Annotated in this window: 12 protein-coding genes, 4 tRNA genes and 1 riboswitch; of the genes, 11 read left to right on the forward strand and 5 right to left on the reverse strand. The window is 60.1% G+C overall.

The window, feature by feature from the left end:
* Positions 1-2: 2 nt before the first annotated feature.
* Both CKW32_RS17730 and CKW32_RS17735 read right to left on the reverse strand, forming a co-directional pair.
* Complete coding sequence (locus CKW32_RS17730) at positions 3-1,013, reverse strand: ABC transporter substrate-binding protein (protein ID WP_032885849.1); 1,011 nt, start codon at positions 1,011-1,013, stop codon at positions 3-5.
* A 114-nt stretch (positions 1,014-1,127) separates the two neighbouring features.
* Positions 1,128-1,322, reverse strand: a riboswitch (cobalamin riboswitch).
* A 252-nt stretch (positions 1,323-1,574) separates the two neighbouring features.
* Positions 1,575-2,957, reverse strand: coding sequence for an aldehyde dehydrogenase family protein (locus tag CKW32_RS17735; protein ID WP_095185550.1), 1,383 nt, complete (start codon positions 2,955-2,957; stop codon positions 1,575-1,577).
* Positions 2,958-3,062: 105 nt separating this feature from the next.
* Here CKW32_RS17735 and CKW32_RS17740 point away from each other — a divergent pair, with 105 nt between their 5' ends.
* Positions 3,063-3,935: a LysR family transcriptional regulator gene (locus tag CKW32_RS17740; RefSeq protein WP_095185653.1), complete on the forward strand. Its 873-nt coding sequence runs from the start codon at positions 3,063-3,065 to the stop codon at positions 3,933-3,935.
* Positions 3,936-3,978: 43 nt separating this feature from the next.
* Here CKW32_RS17740 and CKW32_RS17745 read toward each other — a convergent pair whose 3' ends face one another.
* Positions 3,979-4,188, reverse strand: coding sequence for a hypothetical protein (locus tag CKW32_RS17745; RefSeq protein WP_095185551.1), 210 nt, complete (start codon positions 4,186-4,188; stop codon positions 3,979-3,981).
* 98 nt (positions 4,189-4,286) lie between these two features.
* Positions 4,287-5,483: an amino acid aminotransferase gene (locus CKW32_RS17750; protein WP_032885846.1), complete on the reverse strand. Its 1,197-nt coding sequence runs from the start codon at positions 5,481-5,483 to the stop codon at positions 4,287-4,289.
* Positions 5,484-5,826: 343 nt separating this feature from the next.
* Between CKW32_RS17750 and uvrB the strand changes: the two genes are divergently transcribed.
* The 10 genes from uvrB to CKW32_RS17800 all read left to right on the forward strand — a co-directional run bounded on the left by uvrB (position 5,827) and on the right by CKW32_RS17800 (position 13,246).
* Positions 5,827-7,842: an excinuclease ABC subunit UvrB gene (uvrB, locus tag CKW32_RS17755; protein ID WP_032885845.1), complete on the forward strand. Its 2,016-nt coding sequence runs from the start codon at positions 5,827-5,829 to the stop codon at positions 7,840-7,842.
* Positions 7,843-8,043: 201 nt separating this feature from the next.
* Positions 8,044-9,525, forward strand: a complete 1,482-nt coding sequence (gene gltX / locus CKW32_RS17760; RefSeq protein WP_032885844.1) for a glutamate--tRNA ligase — start codon at positions 8,044-8,046, stop codon at positions 9,523-9,525.
* 147 nt (positions 9,526-9,672) lie between these two features.
* A tRNA-Ala gene (locus tag CKW32_RS17765) sits at positions 9,673-9,748 on the forward strand.
* 78 nt (positions 9,749-9,826) lie between these two features.
* Positions 9,827-9,902 (forward strand) — tRNA-Glu (locus tag CKW32_RS17770).
* A gap of 50 nt (positions 9,903-9,952) precedes the next feature.
* Positions 9,953-10,028 (forward strand) — tRNA-Ala (locus CKW32_RS17775).
* 78 nt (positions 10,029-10,106) lie between these two features.
* Positions 10,107-10,182, forward strand: a tRNA-Glu gene (locus tag CKW32_RS17780).
* A 183-nt stretch (positions 10,183-10,365) separates the two neighbouring features.
* Complete coding sequence (locus CKW32_RS17785; RefSeq protein ID WP_032888304.1) at positions 10,366-10,905, forward strand: TetR/AcrR family transcriptional regulator; 540 nt, start codon at positions 10,366-10,368, stop codon at positions 10,903-10,905.
* A 16-nt stretch (positions 10,906-10,921) separates the two neighbouring features.
* Positions 10,922-11,755 carry an alpha/beta hydrolase gene (locus CKW32_RS17790; RefSeq protein WP_095185552.1) on the forward strand — a complete coding sequence of 278 codons (834 nt, stop codon included), beginning with the start codon at positions 10,922-10,924 and terminating at the stop codon, positions 11,753-11,755.
* A gap of 41 nt (positions 11,756-11,796) precedes the next feature.
* Positions 11,797-12,231: a thioesterase family protein gene (locus CKW32_RS17795; protein WP_033901813.1), complete on the forward strand. Its 435-nt coding sequence runs from the start codon at positions 11,797-11,799 to the stop codon at positions 12,229-12,231.
* 55 nt (positions 12,232-12,286) lie between these two features.
* Positions 12,287-13,246, forward strand: a complete 960-nt coding sequence (locus tag CKW32_RS17800) for a tRNA-dihydrouridine synthase (protein ID WP_032888297.1) — start codon at positions 12,287-12,289, stop codon at positions 13,244-13,246.
* Positions 13,247-13,995: 749 nt separating this feature from the next.
* Here the strand turns inward: CKW32_RS17800 and CKW32_RS17805 are convergent.
* Positions 13,996-17,274, reverse strand: coding sequence for an EAL domain-containing protein (locus CKW32_RS17805; protein WP_032888294.1), 3,279 nt, complete (start codon positions 17,272-17,274; stop codon positions 13,996-13,998).
* Positions 17,275-17,308 lie beyond the last annotated feature (34 nt).

Consider the following 17,308-nt stretch of genomic DNA (forward strand, 5'->3'; position numbering starts at 1 on the left):
ACTCATTTGCGCAGGTCGTAGCCGTCGATGGCGCCGGCCAGCTGTTCAAGGCCATCGAACGTGCGGAGGCTGGCCTGCAGCGCCAAGGCGTCGAGGATGATGATGCGGTTGTGTTTGACGGCGTCCATGTTGCGCGTGACCGGGTCGCTGCGCAGGAAGGCGAGTTTCTTTTCATGGTCGTCGGCAGGGTAGCGGCGACGGTCCATGCGGGCGATCACCAGGAACGTCGGGTTGGCCTTGGCGATGGTTTCCCAGCCAACAGCGGGCCACTCTTCATCGGACTGCACCACGTTGTGCAGGCCGAGGGTTTCGAGCATGAATTCGGGGATGCCCTTGTGGCCCGCCACGTATGGGTCGCTGGCTATCTCGGAACTGGAGAACCACACCAGCGCGCTGGCTTGCTTGAGGCCTTTACTCTGCGCGGTGGCAACGGACTTGGCCAGGCGCGCCTTGAGGTCGTCGTTCAGCTGTTGGCCGCGCGCCTGCACGTCGAAAATCTCGGCCAGTTGGCTGATGCTCTTGTAGAGCGTCTCGATGCGGAACGGCTCCAGCCGCGTGCCGTCGGCGCCCACCAGATTGTCCTTGCCTTCGCAGTCGGAAGGCAGCAGGTAGGTGGGGATCTTCAATTCGTGGAATTGCTCACGGGTGCCCACCACGCCTTGCGGGCCGACCACCCACTCCAGCTCGGCAGCCACCAGTTGCGGGCGTTTGGCGATCACGGCTTCAAAGCTTGGCTCGTTGTTGGCCAGGCGTTCGATTTTGTCGTTCTGCGCCTGGTACTGGGGCAGCACACTGTTGAACCACAGCGAGGTGCCGACCACTTTGTCGCCGACGCCCAGGGCATACAGCATTTCGGTGGCGGCCTGGCCGATGGTCACGCTGCGTGCGGGGGCTTGCGGGAAGGTCACGGCGCTGCCGCAGTTTTGGACCGTCAGCGGGTAGTGAGTGGGCGCCGCTTGAGCCAGGGCACAGAAACCCAGACCGGTGATCAGGGCAGTAACGCGTGGCAGCATGGGGCGATCTCCGTGTGAACCGTAGGTGAAGCAGGGGTAGTACGGCTCGGAAATACGCCCTTGAACGCTGCCGGTCGGGCAGGCAAGGATGTCCTTCCCGGACACCCCGCCGGTTAGTGATTGTGCTGGGCCGGCAGGTCTCCTGACTGATGCGTCTTCGCCACGCTCCAGCCTTCCCGGACGAGGTCCAGTGGCGTTAAGGAGCAGGCTCGGCACCTACAGTTGCGGGGGCAGTTTCGATTGACGCCGCGGGCGGCGTTTCGAATTCCCTATTAGTCCCATGGGGGAACCGGCGGCGCTATGGTAGTTGATTCAGCCTCGCAGAGGGAGGCTGAGCTTCAGTTCGCGTGCCGGTGGCGCGATCTTCGATGTCGCGCCAAGTCATGGCGCCTATCGTTAAAAAGTCGCTAGGACGTTCGCGCCTCGCAAAAAGGAGGCGGCCAATGTGTGTTCGTCAGTAGCTTCGCAATCCGTTTTTTGCTTGATCCCGCCTATATGCGCGATCAGATCGCTCACCACAACACGGCCGCCTGCCATGAAAGGCCCGCTGCGCAGCCGGGGTTATTTTCGATCCAGCCACACCGTCTGCGCATTGCAGAACTCGCGAACGCCGAAGTGCGACAGCTCGCGACCGAATCCACTTTTCTTCACGCCGCCAAACGCCACCCGTGGGTCGGAGACGCTGAAGGCGTTGACGAAGATCCCGCCGGTTTCCAGCTGATTGGCGATATCCCGGGCTTTCGCTGCGTCAGTGGTGAAGATGCTCGCGGTGAGGCCGAACTCGCTGTCATTGGCCAGGGCCACCGCGTGGTCGGCGTCGCGGGCGGTGATGATCGAGGCCACGGGGCCGAACAGTTCCTGTTTGAACGAGGTCATCTGGTCGGTGACGTTGGCGAGTACGGTCGGCTCGTAGTAGTTGCCGTCGCCTGTGACTTTATGGCCGCCGAGCAACAGGGTCGCGCCTTCCTCCAGGGTGGCCTGGACCTGACCGTGCAGCTCGTCGCGCAGGTCGAAGCGGGCCATTGGGCCAATGTAGGTGGCAGCTGATGTGGGATCGCCCATCACCAGGGCACGGCTGGCTTCGACGAACTTGGCCGTGAAGGCTTCCACAACACCGGCTTCGATGATCAGGCGCTTGGCGGCGGCGCAGACTTGGCCACTGTTCTGGAAGCGGCCGATGAGCGCGGCTTGCACGGCGGCGTCGAGGTCGGCGTCGTTGAGCACGATGAACGGGTCGGAGCCGCCCAGTTCCAACACGCATTTTTTTAACGCGGCACCGGCCTGGGAGCCGATAGCGATGCCGGCGCGCACGCTGCCGGTGAGGGTCACGGCGGCAATACGTGGGTCCGCGATGGCTTTGGACACGCCCTCGGGGGTGACGTTGATCACTTCGAATAAGCCTTCAGCAAAGCCGGCTTTACGGAACGCTTGTTGGATCAGGTAGGCGCTGCCCATCACATTCGGCGCGTGTTTGAGCACGTAAGTGTTGCCGGCGAGCATGGTTGGCACGGCGCCGCGCAGTACCTGCCATACCGGGAAGTTCCACGGCATTACGGCGAGAATCGGGCCCAGCGGGCGGTATTCGATGTGGGCGGTGCCGTTGTCGACCAGGGTCGGTTCCGGGGCGAGCATGGCCGGGCCTTGGGCTGCGTACCATTCACTCAGTTGCGCGCATTTTTCGACTTCGGCACGTGCCTGGGCGATGGGTTTGCCCATTTCCAGAGTGATCATCTGCGCCATGGCTTCGGCTTGCTCGCGCAAGGCGGCGGCCAGGGCTAACAGCAGCTCGGCGCGCTGGCTCACCGGCTGGCGGCGCCAGGTGCGGAAGGCGCTGGTGGCGCGGTCGAGGGCGGCATCCAACTGCGCTGTTGTTTCGTAGGGATAGTTGCCGACGGTTTGGCCGTTGGCGGGGTTGATCGATAAGGCGTGGGTGTTTGCGTTCATGGCACCGTCCTGCGTGTACGTTGGGAATGGAGGTCAGCGTACGGGGCTGGATCTTTTCTGGAAACTGAATAATATTAAGCAATACATTCACGAATGGAGAATGAATTGGATCTCGTGCAACTGGAAATCTTCAAGGCCGTCGCCGAACAAGGCAGCATCAGCGCCGCCGCGCAGTTGATTCATCGGGTGCCGTCAAACTTGACCACGCGGATCAAGCAACTGGAGCAGGATTTGGGCGTGGAGCTGTTTATCCGCGAGAAGAGCCGACTGCGCCTGTCGCCGGCAGGTTGGAATTTCCTCGGTTACGCGCGGCGCATTCTCGATCTGGTGCAAGAGGCCCGCGCGACGGTGGCGGGGGAAGAACCTCAGGGGGCGTTTGCCCTCGGCTCCCTGGAAAGCACGGCGGCGGTGCGTATCCCTGCGTTGCTGGCGGCGTATAACCAGAAGCACACCAAGGTCGAACTGGACCTGAGCACCGGGCCGTCGGGCACCATGATCGAGGGGGTATTGTCGGGGCGCCTGACCGCCGCGTTTGTCGACGGGCCGGTGCTGCATTCGACCCTGGAGGGCGTGGCGGTGTTTGAGGAGGAGATGGTGGTGATCGCGCCACTGCACCATGCGCCGATCAGCCGGGGGCAGGACGTAAATGGCGAGAACATCTATACGTTCCGCTCGAACTGCTCGTACCGGCATCACTTTGAACGCTGGTTCTCACAGGATGGCGCGGTGCCGGGCAAGATCTTCGAGATTGAGTCCTACCACGGCATGCTCGCCTGCGTCAGCGCCGGTGCTGGGCTGGCGCTGATGCCGCGCAGTATGTTGGAAAGCATGCCCGGGTTCGCTGCGGTGAGTGTGTGGCCGCTGATGGACAGCTTTCGCTTGCTGAACACTTGGTTGATCTGGCGGCGGGGGACTGTTTCGCAGAGTTTGAACAGCTTTGTGAAGTTACTGGAAGAGCGCGGGCTGGTAGCCGTCTGAATCCACTGTGGGAGGGGATAAGTCCCGTCCCACCTGTTTTTTATCAGCCGCCGAACTGGAAGGTGCCCATGGCGAGTTTCGCCATGATTGCTGTCGCACCCAACTGCACCAGCCACAACGCCAAACCACCAAGGAATACACCGAGGGCCACCTGCAACACCAAACTCTTCTGCCGCTTCATCTGCGGCGCGCGTGGGGTGTAGTCGTGCAGTTCGTCGCGGTCGGCGCGCAGGTCCAAGTCGTCGTTTCTCATAGAGCTCTCACAGCAAAGGGGCGGTCAGGGTTCAGTCTAGGGGCTGGACACAAAAAAGGGGAAACCATGGCTTCCCCTTCTGTGCAACGCTAGCAGGTTTACAGCACCTGAACGATTGCCTGTGTGACCGCAGCAATGTTCGACTGGTTCAACGCCGCCACACAGATACGCCCGGTATCCAGCGCGTAGATACCAAACTCGCTGCGCAGGCGGGTGACTTGCTCAACGGTCAGACCGGAGTAGGAGAACATCCCACGCTGGCGACCGACGAAGCTGAAGTCGTGGCCCGGCGCAGCCTTGGCCAGTTCGGCAACCATCTGCTCACGCATGCCACGGATGCGCAGGCGCATCTCGGCCAGTTCGGCTTCCCACTGGGCGCGCAGTTCAGGGCTGTTCAACACGGCGGCAACGATCGCTGCGCCGTGGGTTGGCGGGTTGGAGTAGTTGGTGCGGATCACACGCTTGACCTGGGACAGGATGCGCGCGCTTTCTTCCTTGGAGTCGCCGACGATGGACAGCGCGCCCACACGTTCGCCGTACAGGGAGAACGACTTGGAGAACGAGCTGGAGACAAAGAAGGTCAAGCCCGATTCCGCGAACAGGCGTACAGCGGCGGCGTCTTCGTGGATGCCATCGCCAAAGCCCTGGTAGGCCATGTCGAGGAACGGCACCAGGTTCTTGGCCTTGACCACGTCCAGCACGTTTTGCCAGTCGGCCGGGCTCAGGTCGACGCCGGTCGGGTTGTGGCAGCAGGCGTGCAGCACCACGATGGACTGCGGCGGCAGGGCGTTGAGGTCTTCGAGCAGGCCGGCGCGGTTCACGTCGTGGGTGGCGGCGTCGTAGTAGCGGTAGTTCTGCACCGGGAAACCAGCGGTTTCGAACAGCGCACGGTGGTTTTCCCAGCTCGGGTCGCTGATGGCGACGACGGCGTCTGGCAGCAGTTGCTTGAGGAAATCAGCGCCGATCTTCAGGGCGCCAGTGCCACCAACGGCCTGGACGGTCACGACACGACCAGCTTCGAGCAGTGGCGAGTCGTTCCCGAACAGCAGGGTTTGAACGGCCTTGTCATAGGCGGCAATACCGTCGATCGGCAAGTAGCCACGGGCGGCGTGTTGCGCCACGCGAATGGCTTCCGCTTCGGCAACGGCACGCAAGAGTGGAATCTTCCCCTCCTCGTTGCAGTAAACGCCTACGCCAAGGTTGACCTTGGTGGTTCGTGTGTCGGCGTTGAATGCTTCGTTGAGGCCCAGGATAGGATCGCGTGGTGCCATTTCGACAGCGGAGAACAGGCTCATTTTTGCGGCAGCTCTATGGGGGAAGGGAGGGACGTGTCGCGCTCCAGCCGAATGCACTAGAGCGGTGCACAAACGGGGAGCTAGTATAGAGGCCATCACGGCTGAGGGCGACAACCGAAACGGCTTTTCGGCCAAGTTTTTCGGTTTATTTGCTGACCGTTAGTCTTATTGCAACGTCGATCCCAGATGGCAGGCAGGACGATTGCCTTGAAACCCGTCACATTCGCCACCACTTCTATGGCTATCATGGTTTTTTCCTACTGCTCGCTCTGAAAGTTCGCGGGTGGTGGTCTATTTCTTCCCCGACGGGTTTACAGTCCGGGGTGACTTCAAGAGGTACGTTATGTCGGATTTCCAACTAGTCACCCGCTTTGAACCCGCTGGCGATCAGCCAGAAGCCATTCGCCAGATGGTCGAAGGCATCGAGGCCGGCCTGGCTCACCAGACGCTGCTCGGGGTGACCGGTTCAGGCAAGACTTTCAGCATTGCCAACGTGATCGCACAGATCAACCGGCCCACCTTAGTGCTGGCGCCAAACAAGACCCTGGCCGCGCAGCTCTACGGCGAGTTCAAGGCGTTCTTCCCGAATAACGCAGTGGAATACTTCGTTTCCTACTACGACTACTACCAGCCTGAAGCTTATGTGCCGTCTTCCGACACCTTTATCGAGAAGGATGCGTCGATCAATGACCATATCGAGCAGATGCGGCTGTCGGCGACCAAGGCGCTGCTGGAGCGCAAGGACGCGATCATTGTCACCACGGTGTCATGTATCTACGGCCTGGGCAGCCCGGAAGCGTATTTGAAGATGGTGCTGCACGTGGACCGTGGCGACAAACTCGACCAGCGGGAGTTGTTGCGCCGCCTGACGAGTTTGCAGTACACCCGCAACGACATGGACTTTGCCCGCGCCACCTTCCGCGTGCGCGGCGACGTGATCGATATTTACCCGGCCGAATCCGATCTGGAAGCGATCCGCATCGAGCTGTTCGACGATGAAGTGGAGAGCCTCTCAGCCTTCGACCCGTTGACCGGCGAGGTTATCCGCAAGCTGCCGCGCTTCACCTTCTATCCGAAAAGTCACTACGTGACCCCGCGTGAAACCCTGATGGGTGCCATCGAGGGCATCAAGGTGGAGTTGGCCGAGCGCCTGGAATACCTGCGGGCCAATAACAAGCTGGTGGAAGCCCAGCGTCTTGAGCAGCGCACCCGGTTTGACTTGGAGATGATCCTGGAGCTGGGCTACTGCAACGGCATCGAAAACTACTCGCGCTACCTCTCGGGCCGCGAATCCGGGGCGCCGCCGCCGACGCTCTATGACTACTTGCCCGATGACGCGCTGCTGGTGATCGACGAATCCCATGTCAGCGTGCCGCAAGTGGGCGCTATGTATAAGGGCGACCGCTCACGTAAAGAGACGTTGGTGGAGTACGGTTTCCGGCTGCCGTCGGCACTGGATAACCGGCCGATGCGCTTCGACGAGTGGGAGGCTATTAGCCCGCAGACTATTTTTGTGTCGGCCACACCGGGTAACTATGAGGCCGAGCATGCCGGCCGCGTTATTGAGCAACTGGTGCGTCCGACCGGCCTGGTGGACCCGGAAATTGAAATCCGCCCGGCGCTGACCCAGGTCGATGACCTGCTGTCCGAGATCAATAAGCGTGTCGCTCTGGAAGAGCGGGTGCTGGTCACCACGCTGACCAAGCGCATGTCCGAAGACTTGACCGACTATCTGGCCGACCACGGCGTGCGGGTGCGCTATCTGCACTCGGATATCGACACCGTGGAGCGCGTTGAGATCATCCGTGATCTGCGCCTGGGTACCTTTGATGTGTTGGTAGGCATCAACCTGCTGCGCGAAGGCTTGGACATGCCGGAAGTGTCGCTGGTGGCGATCCTCGATGCGGACAAGGAGGGCTTTCTGCGTTCCGAACGCTCGTTGATCCAGACCATCGGGCGGGCGGCGCGAAACCTTAATGGCAGGGCGATTCTCTACGCGGACCGCATCACCGGTTCTATGGAGCGGGCGATTGGCGAGACTCAGCGTCGTCGCGACAAGCAAATCGCGTTCAACCTGGAAAATGGCATCACGCCCAAAGGCGTGTTCAAGGACGTCGCCGACATCATGGAAGGCGCCACCGTGCCCGGTTCGCGCAGCAAGAAGCGCAAGGGCATGGCCAAGGCCGCAGAGGAAAGCGCCAAGTACGAGAACGAACTGCGCTCGCCGAGTGAGATCACCAAGCGGATCCGCCAGTTGGAAGAGAAGATGTACCAGTTGGCGCGGGATCTGGAGTTCGAGGCGGCGGCGCAGACGCGGGATGAGATTGGCAAGTTGCGCGAGCGCTTGCTGGCTGTCTGATCTGCGGTGGCTGGGCGGGCCTTATCGGGGCCAAGCCTCCTCCCACGCTTTGACTTGTGAACACCGTCAAATGTGGGAGGGGCGGTGCGACGATTCGACTTGCCCTCGATGGCTACGCCTCGGTTTTCCAGAAATCACCCAGGCTGTTACCATTCGCCCCTTGTTTCAATTTTAAGTTTTATCGCCCATTCGAGACCCGCCATGACCACCGTCCGCACGCGCATTGCGCCATCGCCTACTGGGGATCCCCACGTCGGCACCGCCTACATCGCCTTGTTCAACTACTGTTTTGCCAAGCAGCACGGCGGTGAATTCATCCTGCGGATCGAAGACACCGATCAACTGCGCTCCACTCGCGAGTCTGAACAGCAGATTTTCGATGCCCTGCGCTGGCTGGGCATTACCTGGGCTGAAGGCCCGGACGTCGGCGGGCCGCACGGCCCGTATCGCCAAAGCGAGCGCAGCGACATTTACAAGCAGTACACACAGCAACTGGTCGACATGGGTCATGCGTTCCCGTGCTTCTGCACCGCCGAAGAACTGGACCAGATGCGCGCCGAGCAACAGGCCCGTGGCGAAACCCCGCGCTACGATGGCCGCGCGCTGCTGCTGTCCAAGGAAGAAGTGGCTCGGCGTCTGGCTGCTGGCGAACCGCACGTTATCCGCATGAAAGTGCCGAGCGAAGGCGTGTGCGTGGTGCCGGATATGCTGCGCGGTGACGTCGAGATCCCATGGGATCGCATGGACATGCAAGTGCTGATGAAGACCGACGGCCTGCCGACGTACTTCCTGGCCAATGTGGTCGACGACCACCTGATGGGCATCACCCACGTACTGCGTGGCGAAGAGTGGCTGCCGTCGGCGCCGAAACTGATCCTGCTTTACGAATACTTCGGTTGGGAACAGCCGCAGCTGTGCTACATGCCGCTGCTGCGTAACCCGGACAAGAGCAAGCTGTCCAAGCGCAAGAACCCGACTTCGGTGACCTTCTACGAGCGCATGGGCTTCATGCCGGAAGCGATGCTCAACTACCTGGGCCGTATGGGCTGGTCGATGCCGGACGAGCGTGAGAAGTTCTCGTTGCAGGAAATGGTCGACAACTTCGACCTGTCACGCGTGTCCCTGGGCGGTCCGATTTTCGATGTCGAGAAACTGTCCTGGCTCAACGGCCAGTGGTTGCGCGATCTGCCGGTGGAAGAGTTTGCCAGCCGCGTGCAGCAGTGGGCATTGAACCCCGAGTACATGATGAAGATCGCGCCGCTGGTGCAGGGCAGGGTGGAAACGTTCAGCCAGGTTGCACCGTTGGCCAGTTTCTTCTTTGCCGGGGGCGTTAACCCGGATGCCAAGCTGTTCGAGTCCAAGAAGCTCTCTGGCGACCAGGTTCGTCAGTTGATGCAGTTGATCCTGTGGAAGCTGGAGAGCCTTCGTCAGTGGGAGAAGGATGCGATCACTGCGACGATTCAGGCGGTGGTTGAATCCCTGGAACTGAAGTTGCGTGATGCCATGCCGCTGATGTTTGCTGCGATTACCGGGCAGGCCAGTTCGGTGTCGGTGCTCGATGCGATGGAAATTCTCGGTCCGGACCTCACCCGTTTCCGTCTGCGCCAAGCCCTTGATTTGCTTGGTGGTGTCTCGAAGAAAGAAAACAAAGAGTGGGAAAAGCTGCTGGGCGCTATCGCCTAAGCAGGCCGTTGCAGTGACGAAACCCCGGTTTTCCGGGGTTTCGTCGGTAAGTGATTGTTATCCCGGCAAAAAAATTTGGAAAATGTTGAAAATAAATTTGACACACTTCCAAGCCGCCATTAAGATTCGCCCCGTCCTCACCGATGAGGGGCTATAGCTCAGCTGGGAGAGCGCTTGCATGGCATGCAAGAGGTCAACGGTTCGATCCCGTTTAGCTCCACCAATTTACAGGTTCAAGGTCTGGCCACACCGTCCTTGAATAGATCAGGTCTCAGCTCTGATCGGTTGTACAGAAGGTTTTGTCCCCTTCGTCTAGTGGCCTAGGACACCGCCCTTTCACGGCGGTAACAGGGGTTCGAGTCCCCTAGGGGACGCCATTTTCAACAAGCAGCTCGAAAGGTCTGCTGCGCCGCGAGGCGAAAAATCTGGGGCTATAGCTCAGCTGGGAGAGCGCTTGCATGGCATGCAAGAGGTCAACGGTTCGATCCCGTTTAGCTCCACCAATTTACAGGTTCAAGGTTCCGGCCACACCGTCCTTGAATCGACCGATCTCAGCTCGGTCAGTTGTATAGAAGGTTTGTGTCCCCTTCGTCTAGTGGCCTAGGACACCGCCCTTTCACGGCGGTAACAGGGGTTCGAGTCCCCTAGGGGACGCCACGATTACCCGCTCTGCGGGATTTTTAAGGGTCATTCAATTATTGAATGGCCCTTTTGTTTGTCTGGCGTTTGACCACTTCTCTCATCACCTCCTTTCTTCCTGTTCTGACCAGTGGTCATGACTGTCGCTTGCTAAATATTATTATGGTAATAATATTCAACCCATGAGAGTCGGAGGCTTTGATGAACGATAAAAAAGCGCAAACCCGCGAACGCATTCTGCAGGCCGCCAGCGCCGCGTTGATCCAGCGCGGCCCGGCCGAGCCGAGTGTCGGTGAAGTCATGGGCGCGGCGGGGCTGACCGTCGGCGGCTTCTACGCGCACTTTGAAAGCAAGGATGCGTTGATGCTGGAGGCCTTTACGCAGCTGCTGGCAAGGCGTCGCGCCTCCATCGATGATATGGACGCGCAGTTGACCGGAGAAGAACGCAGGGGGTTGGTTGCGGCGTTTTACCTCTCGCGCAAGCATCGCGACTCCACCGCGCAGGCCTGCCCGATTCCAGCGACTGTAGGGGAGATGGCTCGCCTGCCGGACGCCTTTCGCGACGCGCTGAGCGAACATGTCGAGTTGATGGCTGCTCAGCTTGCCGCAAGCCCTGAAGACACCGACAAGGCCTTAGCCGATATGGCATTAATGATCGGTGGCCTGGCCTTGGCCCGCGCCCTGGGGCCGGGTGAGCTGTCGGACCGAGTGTTGCGCGCTGCCAAGTCGGCTGTGCGATAGGAAGAGGGCTCGCAGAATGGGCGCGTTAACCTGGATTCGTCGCTTCAACGGCACGCTGGGGTACCTGGCGCCGCACACGGTGGCCAACAAGATGCGTCGAGCCTTCATGACGCCCCGCGACCTGCCGCCCCGTGACTGGGAGTTACCGCTGCTGGCGCAATCGGAGCGCATCACCTTGCGCTTTGGCTTGTCGGCCCTGCGCTGGGGGCAGGGTCCGGCAGTTTTGTTGATGCACGGCTGGGAAGGCCGGCCAACCCAGTTTGCCAGTCTGATCACCGCCTTAGTCGACAACGGTTACTCCGTGATTGCTCTGGACGGGCCTGCCCATGGCCGCTCACCGGGGCGTGAGGCTCATGTGCTGCTGTTTGCTCGCGCCATGCTGGAGGCGGCGGCCGAGTTGCCGCCCCTGCATGCAGTGGTCGGCCATTCCATGGGCGGCGCCAGTGCAATGTTGGCGGTGCAGTTGGGGTTGCGTACCCAGGCGTTGGTCAGTATCGCTGCACCGTCGCGTTTCCTGGATGTACTGCGTGGTTTTACCCAAATGGTCGGTTTGCCAGCGAAGGCGCGTTCGGTGTTTATTCAGGAGGTGGAGCAAACATTCGGAATGCCACTCAAAAATTTGGATGTGGCCCACTATCAAATGAATATTCCCGGGCTGATCGTGCACGCTGAAGACGATACCTTTGTCCCCGTCAACGCCTCCCAAGCCATTCACGAAGCCTGGTTCGACAGCCGCCTGCTGCGCCTTGAACAAGGCGGCCACCAGAAAGTACTGGCCGATCCGCGGGTGATCGATGGCGTGCTGGCGCTGTTGGCGGGTTGCCGTCTACAGGCGCGGCAAAGCGCCTGATACACTGCCTCCCGCCGCCATTAATCGACTGGGAGCAAGGCATGGGCTGGGATTTGGCAACGCCGTTTATCATTGACCTGCAGGTCGCCCCTGAGGATATCGACGGCCTGGGGCACGCAAATAATGCGGTGTACGTGTCCTGGCTGGAGCGCTGTGCCTGGCGTCATTCCCAGCGTTTGGGGCTGGACCTGACCGAGTATCGCCGTCTGGACCGCGCCATGGCGGTGGTGCGCCATGAGATCGATTACCTGGCGGCAGGCTACGAAGGCGACGAGCTGCAACTGGCCACCTGGATCGTCGATTGGGACCAGCGTCTGAAGATGACCCGCCGCTTTCAACTGGTCCGCCCGCGTGACGGAGCGACCCTTCTGCGCGCGCAAACCACCTTCGTCTGCATCGAACTGTCCACGGGCAAGCCCAAGCGCATGCCGGCCGAGTTTCTCGATGGCTATGGCCCCGCCCTGACAGGGGGTTAACGGTTGCGGTAGGAAACCCAGTAAACTGCGCCACGATTTTTGTTGAGTGTTTTCCATGCAAATTGCTTTGGCGCCCATGGAAGGGTTGGTCGACAACATCCTGCGGGACGTGTTGACCCGTGTGGGCGGTATTGACTGGTGCGTGACCGAGTTTATCCGCGTCAACGACCGCCTGCTGACCCCGGCGTACTTCCACAAACTTGCTCCAGAGCTGCTGCACGGTGCCCACACCGCTGCGGGCGTGCCCTTGCGCGTGCAATTGCTCGGTTCCGATCCTGTGTGCCTTGCGGAGAATGCCGCACTGGCCTGTGAGCTGGGTTCGCAAGTGATCGATCTTAACTTTGGCTGCCCGGCCAAGACCGTCAACAAGTCCCGAGGCGGTGCCGTGCTGCTCAAGGAACCGGAGTTGCTCAACCAGATCGTTGAACACGTGCGGCGTGCGGTGCCTGCCCATATCCCGGTGACTGCCAAGATGCGCCTGGGCTTCGATAGCCCGGATGGCGCGCTAGTGTGCGCCACGGCCCTGGCCGAAGGCGGTGCGGCGCATATCGTGGTGCATGCGCGTACCAAGGCCGATGGTTACAAGCCGCCGGCTCATTGGGAGTGGATCCCGCGAGTCCAGGACGTGGTCAAGGTGCCGGTGTTCGCTAATGGCGATATCTGGAGCGTCGAAGACTGGCGCCGCTGTCGGGAGATCAGCGGCGTAGAGGACATCATGCTTGGCCGTGGCCTGGTGGCGCGCCCTGACCTGGCGCGGCAGATTGCAGCAGCGCGCGCAGGCGAGGAAGTGGTCGAAATGACGTGGGCAGAGATGCAGCCCATGCTCCGCGAGTTCTGGACCCAGTCGGTAGCGCAACTGACTGAAAAACAGGCGCCTGGGCGATTGAAACAATGGTTGGCGATGTTAACGCGTAATTACCCGCAGGCGGTGGAACTGTTTACCGCCCTTCGTCGCGAGACGGATGTGCGGCAGGTAAGTTGTCTATTGGGTATGAGTCATCCTGACGTGCTTTAAATGTTGATGTAAGTCATTCGGGCTGTATGACAAATTCAACGTGAGCGGTTGGCATTGATCAAGGAACTTTTTTGGGGGGATGGCCACGTAAGGGTTGGGCGTCAGGTAGTTAGTGCGTAAAAAATACTGGTCTTCTGTATTGCTGCTATCTGCCGTCTTAACTCGGATAAATATAGGACTAAAATTCTTATGCGTGATCCAGTTGTGAGCCGTACCTATGGCGTTAATTCCGTTTACTCCCCTAACTGCGGTTCCAGTGCGACGTTGCCCATCCGTGCCTCAGGCCCTGGTTGCGGCATCCGGTTTGGGTGTTATAACCCGCCCCCGCCAACATACTGTGTACCCTGCAAGCCAGCCCCGCCAAAGCTTTGCAGGCCCTGTAAGCCAGCCCCGAAGAAGCAGAGTTTTTTTTCCAAGATTGGCAGCTTTTTCGGAAAAGTCTTTGACAAAGTCGGCAGTGTTTTCAGTGGGATTGGTAAGGTGTTGGGGGGAGTAGTAAAAGCACTTAGTCCGCTGATAAGTCTGGCGGCGCCGTTATTAGGTCCGGTCGGGTTGGCGATTTCCGGTGCGGTTAGTATCGGTGGTTCACTTGCTGCTTCGATGTTTGAAAAGGTGGGTGGGGCCATGAGCGGATTGAAGTCGTTTTTTAAAGCGTAATGTTTTAGCAATTGATTAATGTATTGGCGTTGGCCTGAAAAATAATCGACTGTCGCTGTTCGTCATGAAAGTAGCAGTCGACTATTTAATAGTTATATCAGCAATTGCCTGAACTCTTTCAGCGGTAGCGGCCTGCTGTAAATGAACCCTTGATACAGATGACACCCCAACGCTTGCAGGAATGCCAGTTGCTCGGGGGTCTCCACACCCTCGGCAATCACCTCCAGATTCAAACTGCGAGCCATCGCTACGATCGCCCTGATGATTTCCGCGTCGTTTGGATCATGGGTCGCGTCTCGCACAAACGACTGATCGATCTTCAGTGCGTCCACCGGCAGGCGCTTGAGGTATGTCAGTGAAGAGTAACCGGTGCCAAAGTCATCCATCGCAAAGCTCACGCCGAGCTTCTTCAGGCGGCGCATCTTGTTGACGGTGTCATCCAGGTTCTGGATCACGATACCTTCGGTGATTTCCAGTTTCAGAAGGCTGCAGGGCAAGGAATGCTGCTTAAGGCTGTGCTCCACCCGTTCCACGAAATCGTTCTGGCGAAACTGCCGGGGGCTGATATTCACGCATAGGCTGAAATTCAGCGGGTCCACCAAGCCTTCTTTGATCAGTTGCCCAAAGGCGGCGCAGGCCTCATCAAGGATCCAGGTGCCCACTTCAAGGATCAGGCCGCTGTCTTCCAGCACCTTGATAAATTCCGACGGTGACTGCGCACCCAATTGTGGGTGCTGCCAACGCACCAGTGCCTCCGCACCGACGATCTTGTTACCGCGCGCATCCACCTGGGGTTGGTAATGAACGCTGAATTCGCCGCGTGCCAGGGCCAGGCGCAGGTCGGTTTCCATGCGCAGGCGTTCGCTGGCGGCTTTTTGCATGCTGTTGTGAAACATCTGCGTGGTGTTGCGCCCTGAGTCCTTGGCGCGGTAAAGGGCAATGTCGGCGCGCTTGAGCAGGTCGGCCGGTGTGGAGCCGTGATCGGGAATCAACGCCACGCCAATGCTCGGCGTGACCTGCAATCTGTGCCCGTCCAGGAACATCGGCTCCGAAAGCAATTCACGCAGGGTGTCGGCCAGTTCCTGCACCTGATTGCTGACTTCCTGGCGCGAGCCATCCAGGCCGCTGAGCAGCACCACGAATTCATCGCCACCCAGGCGCGCCACGGTGTCTTCCATGCGCACGCTGGCTTCCAGCCGCGCGGTGACGATTTTCAGCACGGTGTCGCCGACCGGATGGCCCAAGGAGTCATTGATGTGCTTGAAGTGGTCAAGATCGAGGAACAGCAGCGCGCCGCGTAGGTTATGGCGTTTGAGCAGGGCGATCTGCTGGCTCAGGCGGTCCATCAACAGCGCACGGTTGGGCAGGTTGGTCAGCGGGTCGTGGTAGGCCAGATGGCGGATCTGCGCTTGGGCGTTTTTCAGCAGGCTCACGTCCCGCGCGGTCAGCAGCAGGCACGGGGTTTCATTCAGGGTGATGGGCTCGACCGAGACTTCTACTGCCAGCACTTCACCGCGTTTGTTGTGCCAGAGCATTTCCAGATGGTGAATCCGGCCCTTGATCTGCAACTCGGCCAATAGCGCCGAGCGTTGGTTCTCATCGGCCCAGATGCCGATCTGGTAAAAAGTCAGGCCAATAGCTTCTTCAGCTCGCAAGCCGGTCAGGCGGCAGAAGCCATCGTTGACCTCCACATAGCGGCCGGTGTCGCGCTCGGTGATGGAAATCGCGTCAGGGCTGGAATGGAAGGCCTTGGCGAATTTCTCCTCGCTGGCCTTCAGCGCGGCCTCGGAGCGCTGTTGTTGGGTGATATCGCGCAACGTCGTAACGATGCACGCTTGATCTCCGACCTTGATCAGGCGGCTGGAAATCATGCAGGTCAGGCTGTGGCCATTCTTGTGATGCACCACCACGGCCACGTTGCTCAACGACTGCTCGCGAATGACCCGCTCGATACGCTCCAGGCGCTGGCTGGAATCATCCCATAGGCCGATCTGGTCAGCGCTCTTGTCGATTACCTCGGCAGCGCTCCAGCCAAAGGTTTGGGTAAAGGCCGGATTGATCTCGATAAAGGCACCACTCTCCAGGCCTGTGACGCAGATCGGGTCGGGGCTGGCCTGGAACAGGCTGGCGAATTTTTCTTCGGAGGCGCTCAGGCGTTGTTCGCGCTCCACTTGGTCTGTGATATCGAGCAGCGTGCCGGCCATGCGCAGGGGTAAACCTCGCTCGTCGCGGTACAGGCGAGCACGGCTTTCCAGGTAGCGCGAGCTGCCATCTTCCATGGCCACGCGGTAGGTCAGTTGGTAGTTTCCGGCAGGGCCTTCGCGCAGGGTGCGGTAGGCGTTGCGCATGTTGTCCCGTTCCTCGTTGGGCATGCCTTCGAAAAAGGCGTCGAAGGATTCGTGGAACGGTTCGGACGGCAGACCGTGCAATTGGGCTGCGCGCGCCGAGCCATAGAGCATGCCGCTGGGAATGTGCCAGTCCCAAGTGCCCAGTTGTGCCGAGTCCAGCGCCAGGTCGAGGCGCTCCTGACTGTCCTTGAGCGCCTGCTCTGCATTTTTGCGTTCGGTGGTGTCGAGGAAGGTGCTGATCAGATAGGCCTCACCCTCCAACTCGACTTTTTGCGCGCTGAGCGTGCCATTGTGGACTTGGCCGTTGCTGGCGCAAAACTGCACCTCCATGGTAATGGGCTCGCCCTTGCGCTGCGTGGCCTTGACCAATTGTGCGCGTTGTTCCGGGTGGCGCCACAGGCCCAGTTCCAGGGTCGTGCGGCCGATGGCATCGCCCAAAGGCCAGCCGAAGAGCATCTCGAAATACTGGTTGGCTTCGCTGATCAGGCCGTCGGCCCGGCGCGTCAGCAGTACCATGTTCGGGCACAGGTGAAACAGCGTGGCGAAGCGTTTTTCGGAGTGCCCGAGGGCGTTTTCACGTTCACGCTGGTGGGTAACCTCGCGGATCACCCCGATCATGCGGCGCCGACCGGTTTTGTCCGGCTGCAGGCTGCCGTTGATTTCCAGCCAGTGAAAGCTGCCGTCAGGCCATTGGATGCGGTGATGCATGGCCTGCTCAAGCGGCTCGCCGGCCAGTACGGCGTGAAAAGCCCGTACCACTCGGGCGCGATCCGACTGGGCCAGCAAATCAAGGTAGTCCAAGTCCTGGGGCAGCGGTTGGCGCGGATCAAAACCAAACAACGCCTGGGTGCCCCGTGACCAACTTATGCGGCCGGTGTCTATTTCCCAGCACCATGCGCCCAGCCGCGCAGCATTAAGGGCTGCCAGCAGTTGTGGCGCGCTCTCCCAGCTTTGTTCCGCCTGTTGAGGGTCCAGCGCGTAAATGCGGGGTAGGGGTGGCACGGGGTCGACGGGGTTGCGCATTATCAAAGGGCCTTGATTCGATGGGCAAACAGCA

The sequence above is a fragment of the Pseudomonas sp. Irchel 3H9 genome (assembly GCF_900187495.1).
Taxonomy (GTDB): domain Bacteria; phylum Pseudomonadota; class Gammaproteobacteria; order Pseudomonadales; family Pseudomonadaceae; genus Aquipseudomonas; species Aquipseudomonas sivasensis.

Bases quoted from the DNA above. Each gene is read 5' to 3' on its own strand.
- CKW32_RS17805 (WP_032888294.1), bottom strand. From the start codon at position 17,274: ATGCGCAACCCCGTCGACCCCGTGCCACCCCTACCCCGCATTTACGCG.
- gltX (WP_032885844.1), top strand. From the start codon at position 8,044: ATGACCACCGTCCGCACGCGCATTGCGCCATCGCCTACTGGGGATCCC.
- CKW32_RS17800 (WP_032888297.1), top strand. From the start codon at position 12,287: ATGCAAATTGCTTTGGCGCCCATGGAAGGGTTGGTCGACAACATCCTG.
- CKW32_RS17730 (WP_032885849.1), bottom strand. From the start codon at position 1,013: ATGCTGCCACGCGTTACTGCCCTGATCACCGGTCTGGGTTTCTGTGCC.
- uvrB (WP_032885845.1), top strand. From the start codon at position 5,827: ATGTCGGATTTCCAACTAGTCACCCGCTTTGAACCCGCTGGCGATCAG.
- CKW32_RS17790 (WP_095185552.1), top strand. From the start codon at position 10,922: ATGGGCGCGTTAACCTGGATTCGTCGCTTCAACGGCACGCTGGGGTAC.
- CKW32_RS17745 (WP_095185551.1), bottom strand. From the start codon at position 4,188: ATGAGAAACGACGACTTGGACCTGCGCGCCGACCGCGACGAACTGCAC.
- CKW32_RS17795 (WP_033901813.1), top strand. From the start codon at position 11,797: ATGGGCTGGGATTTGGCAACGCCGTTTATCATTGACCTGCAGGTCGCC.
- CKW32_RS17750 (WP_032885846.1), bottom strand. From the start codon at position 5,483: ATGAGCCTGTTCTCCGCTGTCGAAATGGCACCACGCGATCCTATCCTG.
- CKW32_RS17735 (WP_095185550.1), bottom strand. From the start codon at position 2,957: ATGAACGCAAACACCCACGCCTTATCGATCAACCCCGCCAACGGCCAA.
- CKW32_RS17785 (WP_032888304.1), top strand. From the start codon at position 10,366: ATGAACGATAAAAAAGCGCAAACCCGCGAACGCATTCTGCAGGCCGCC.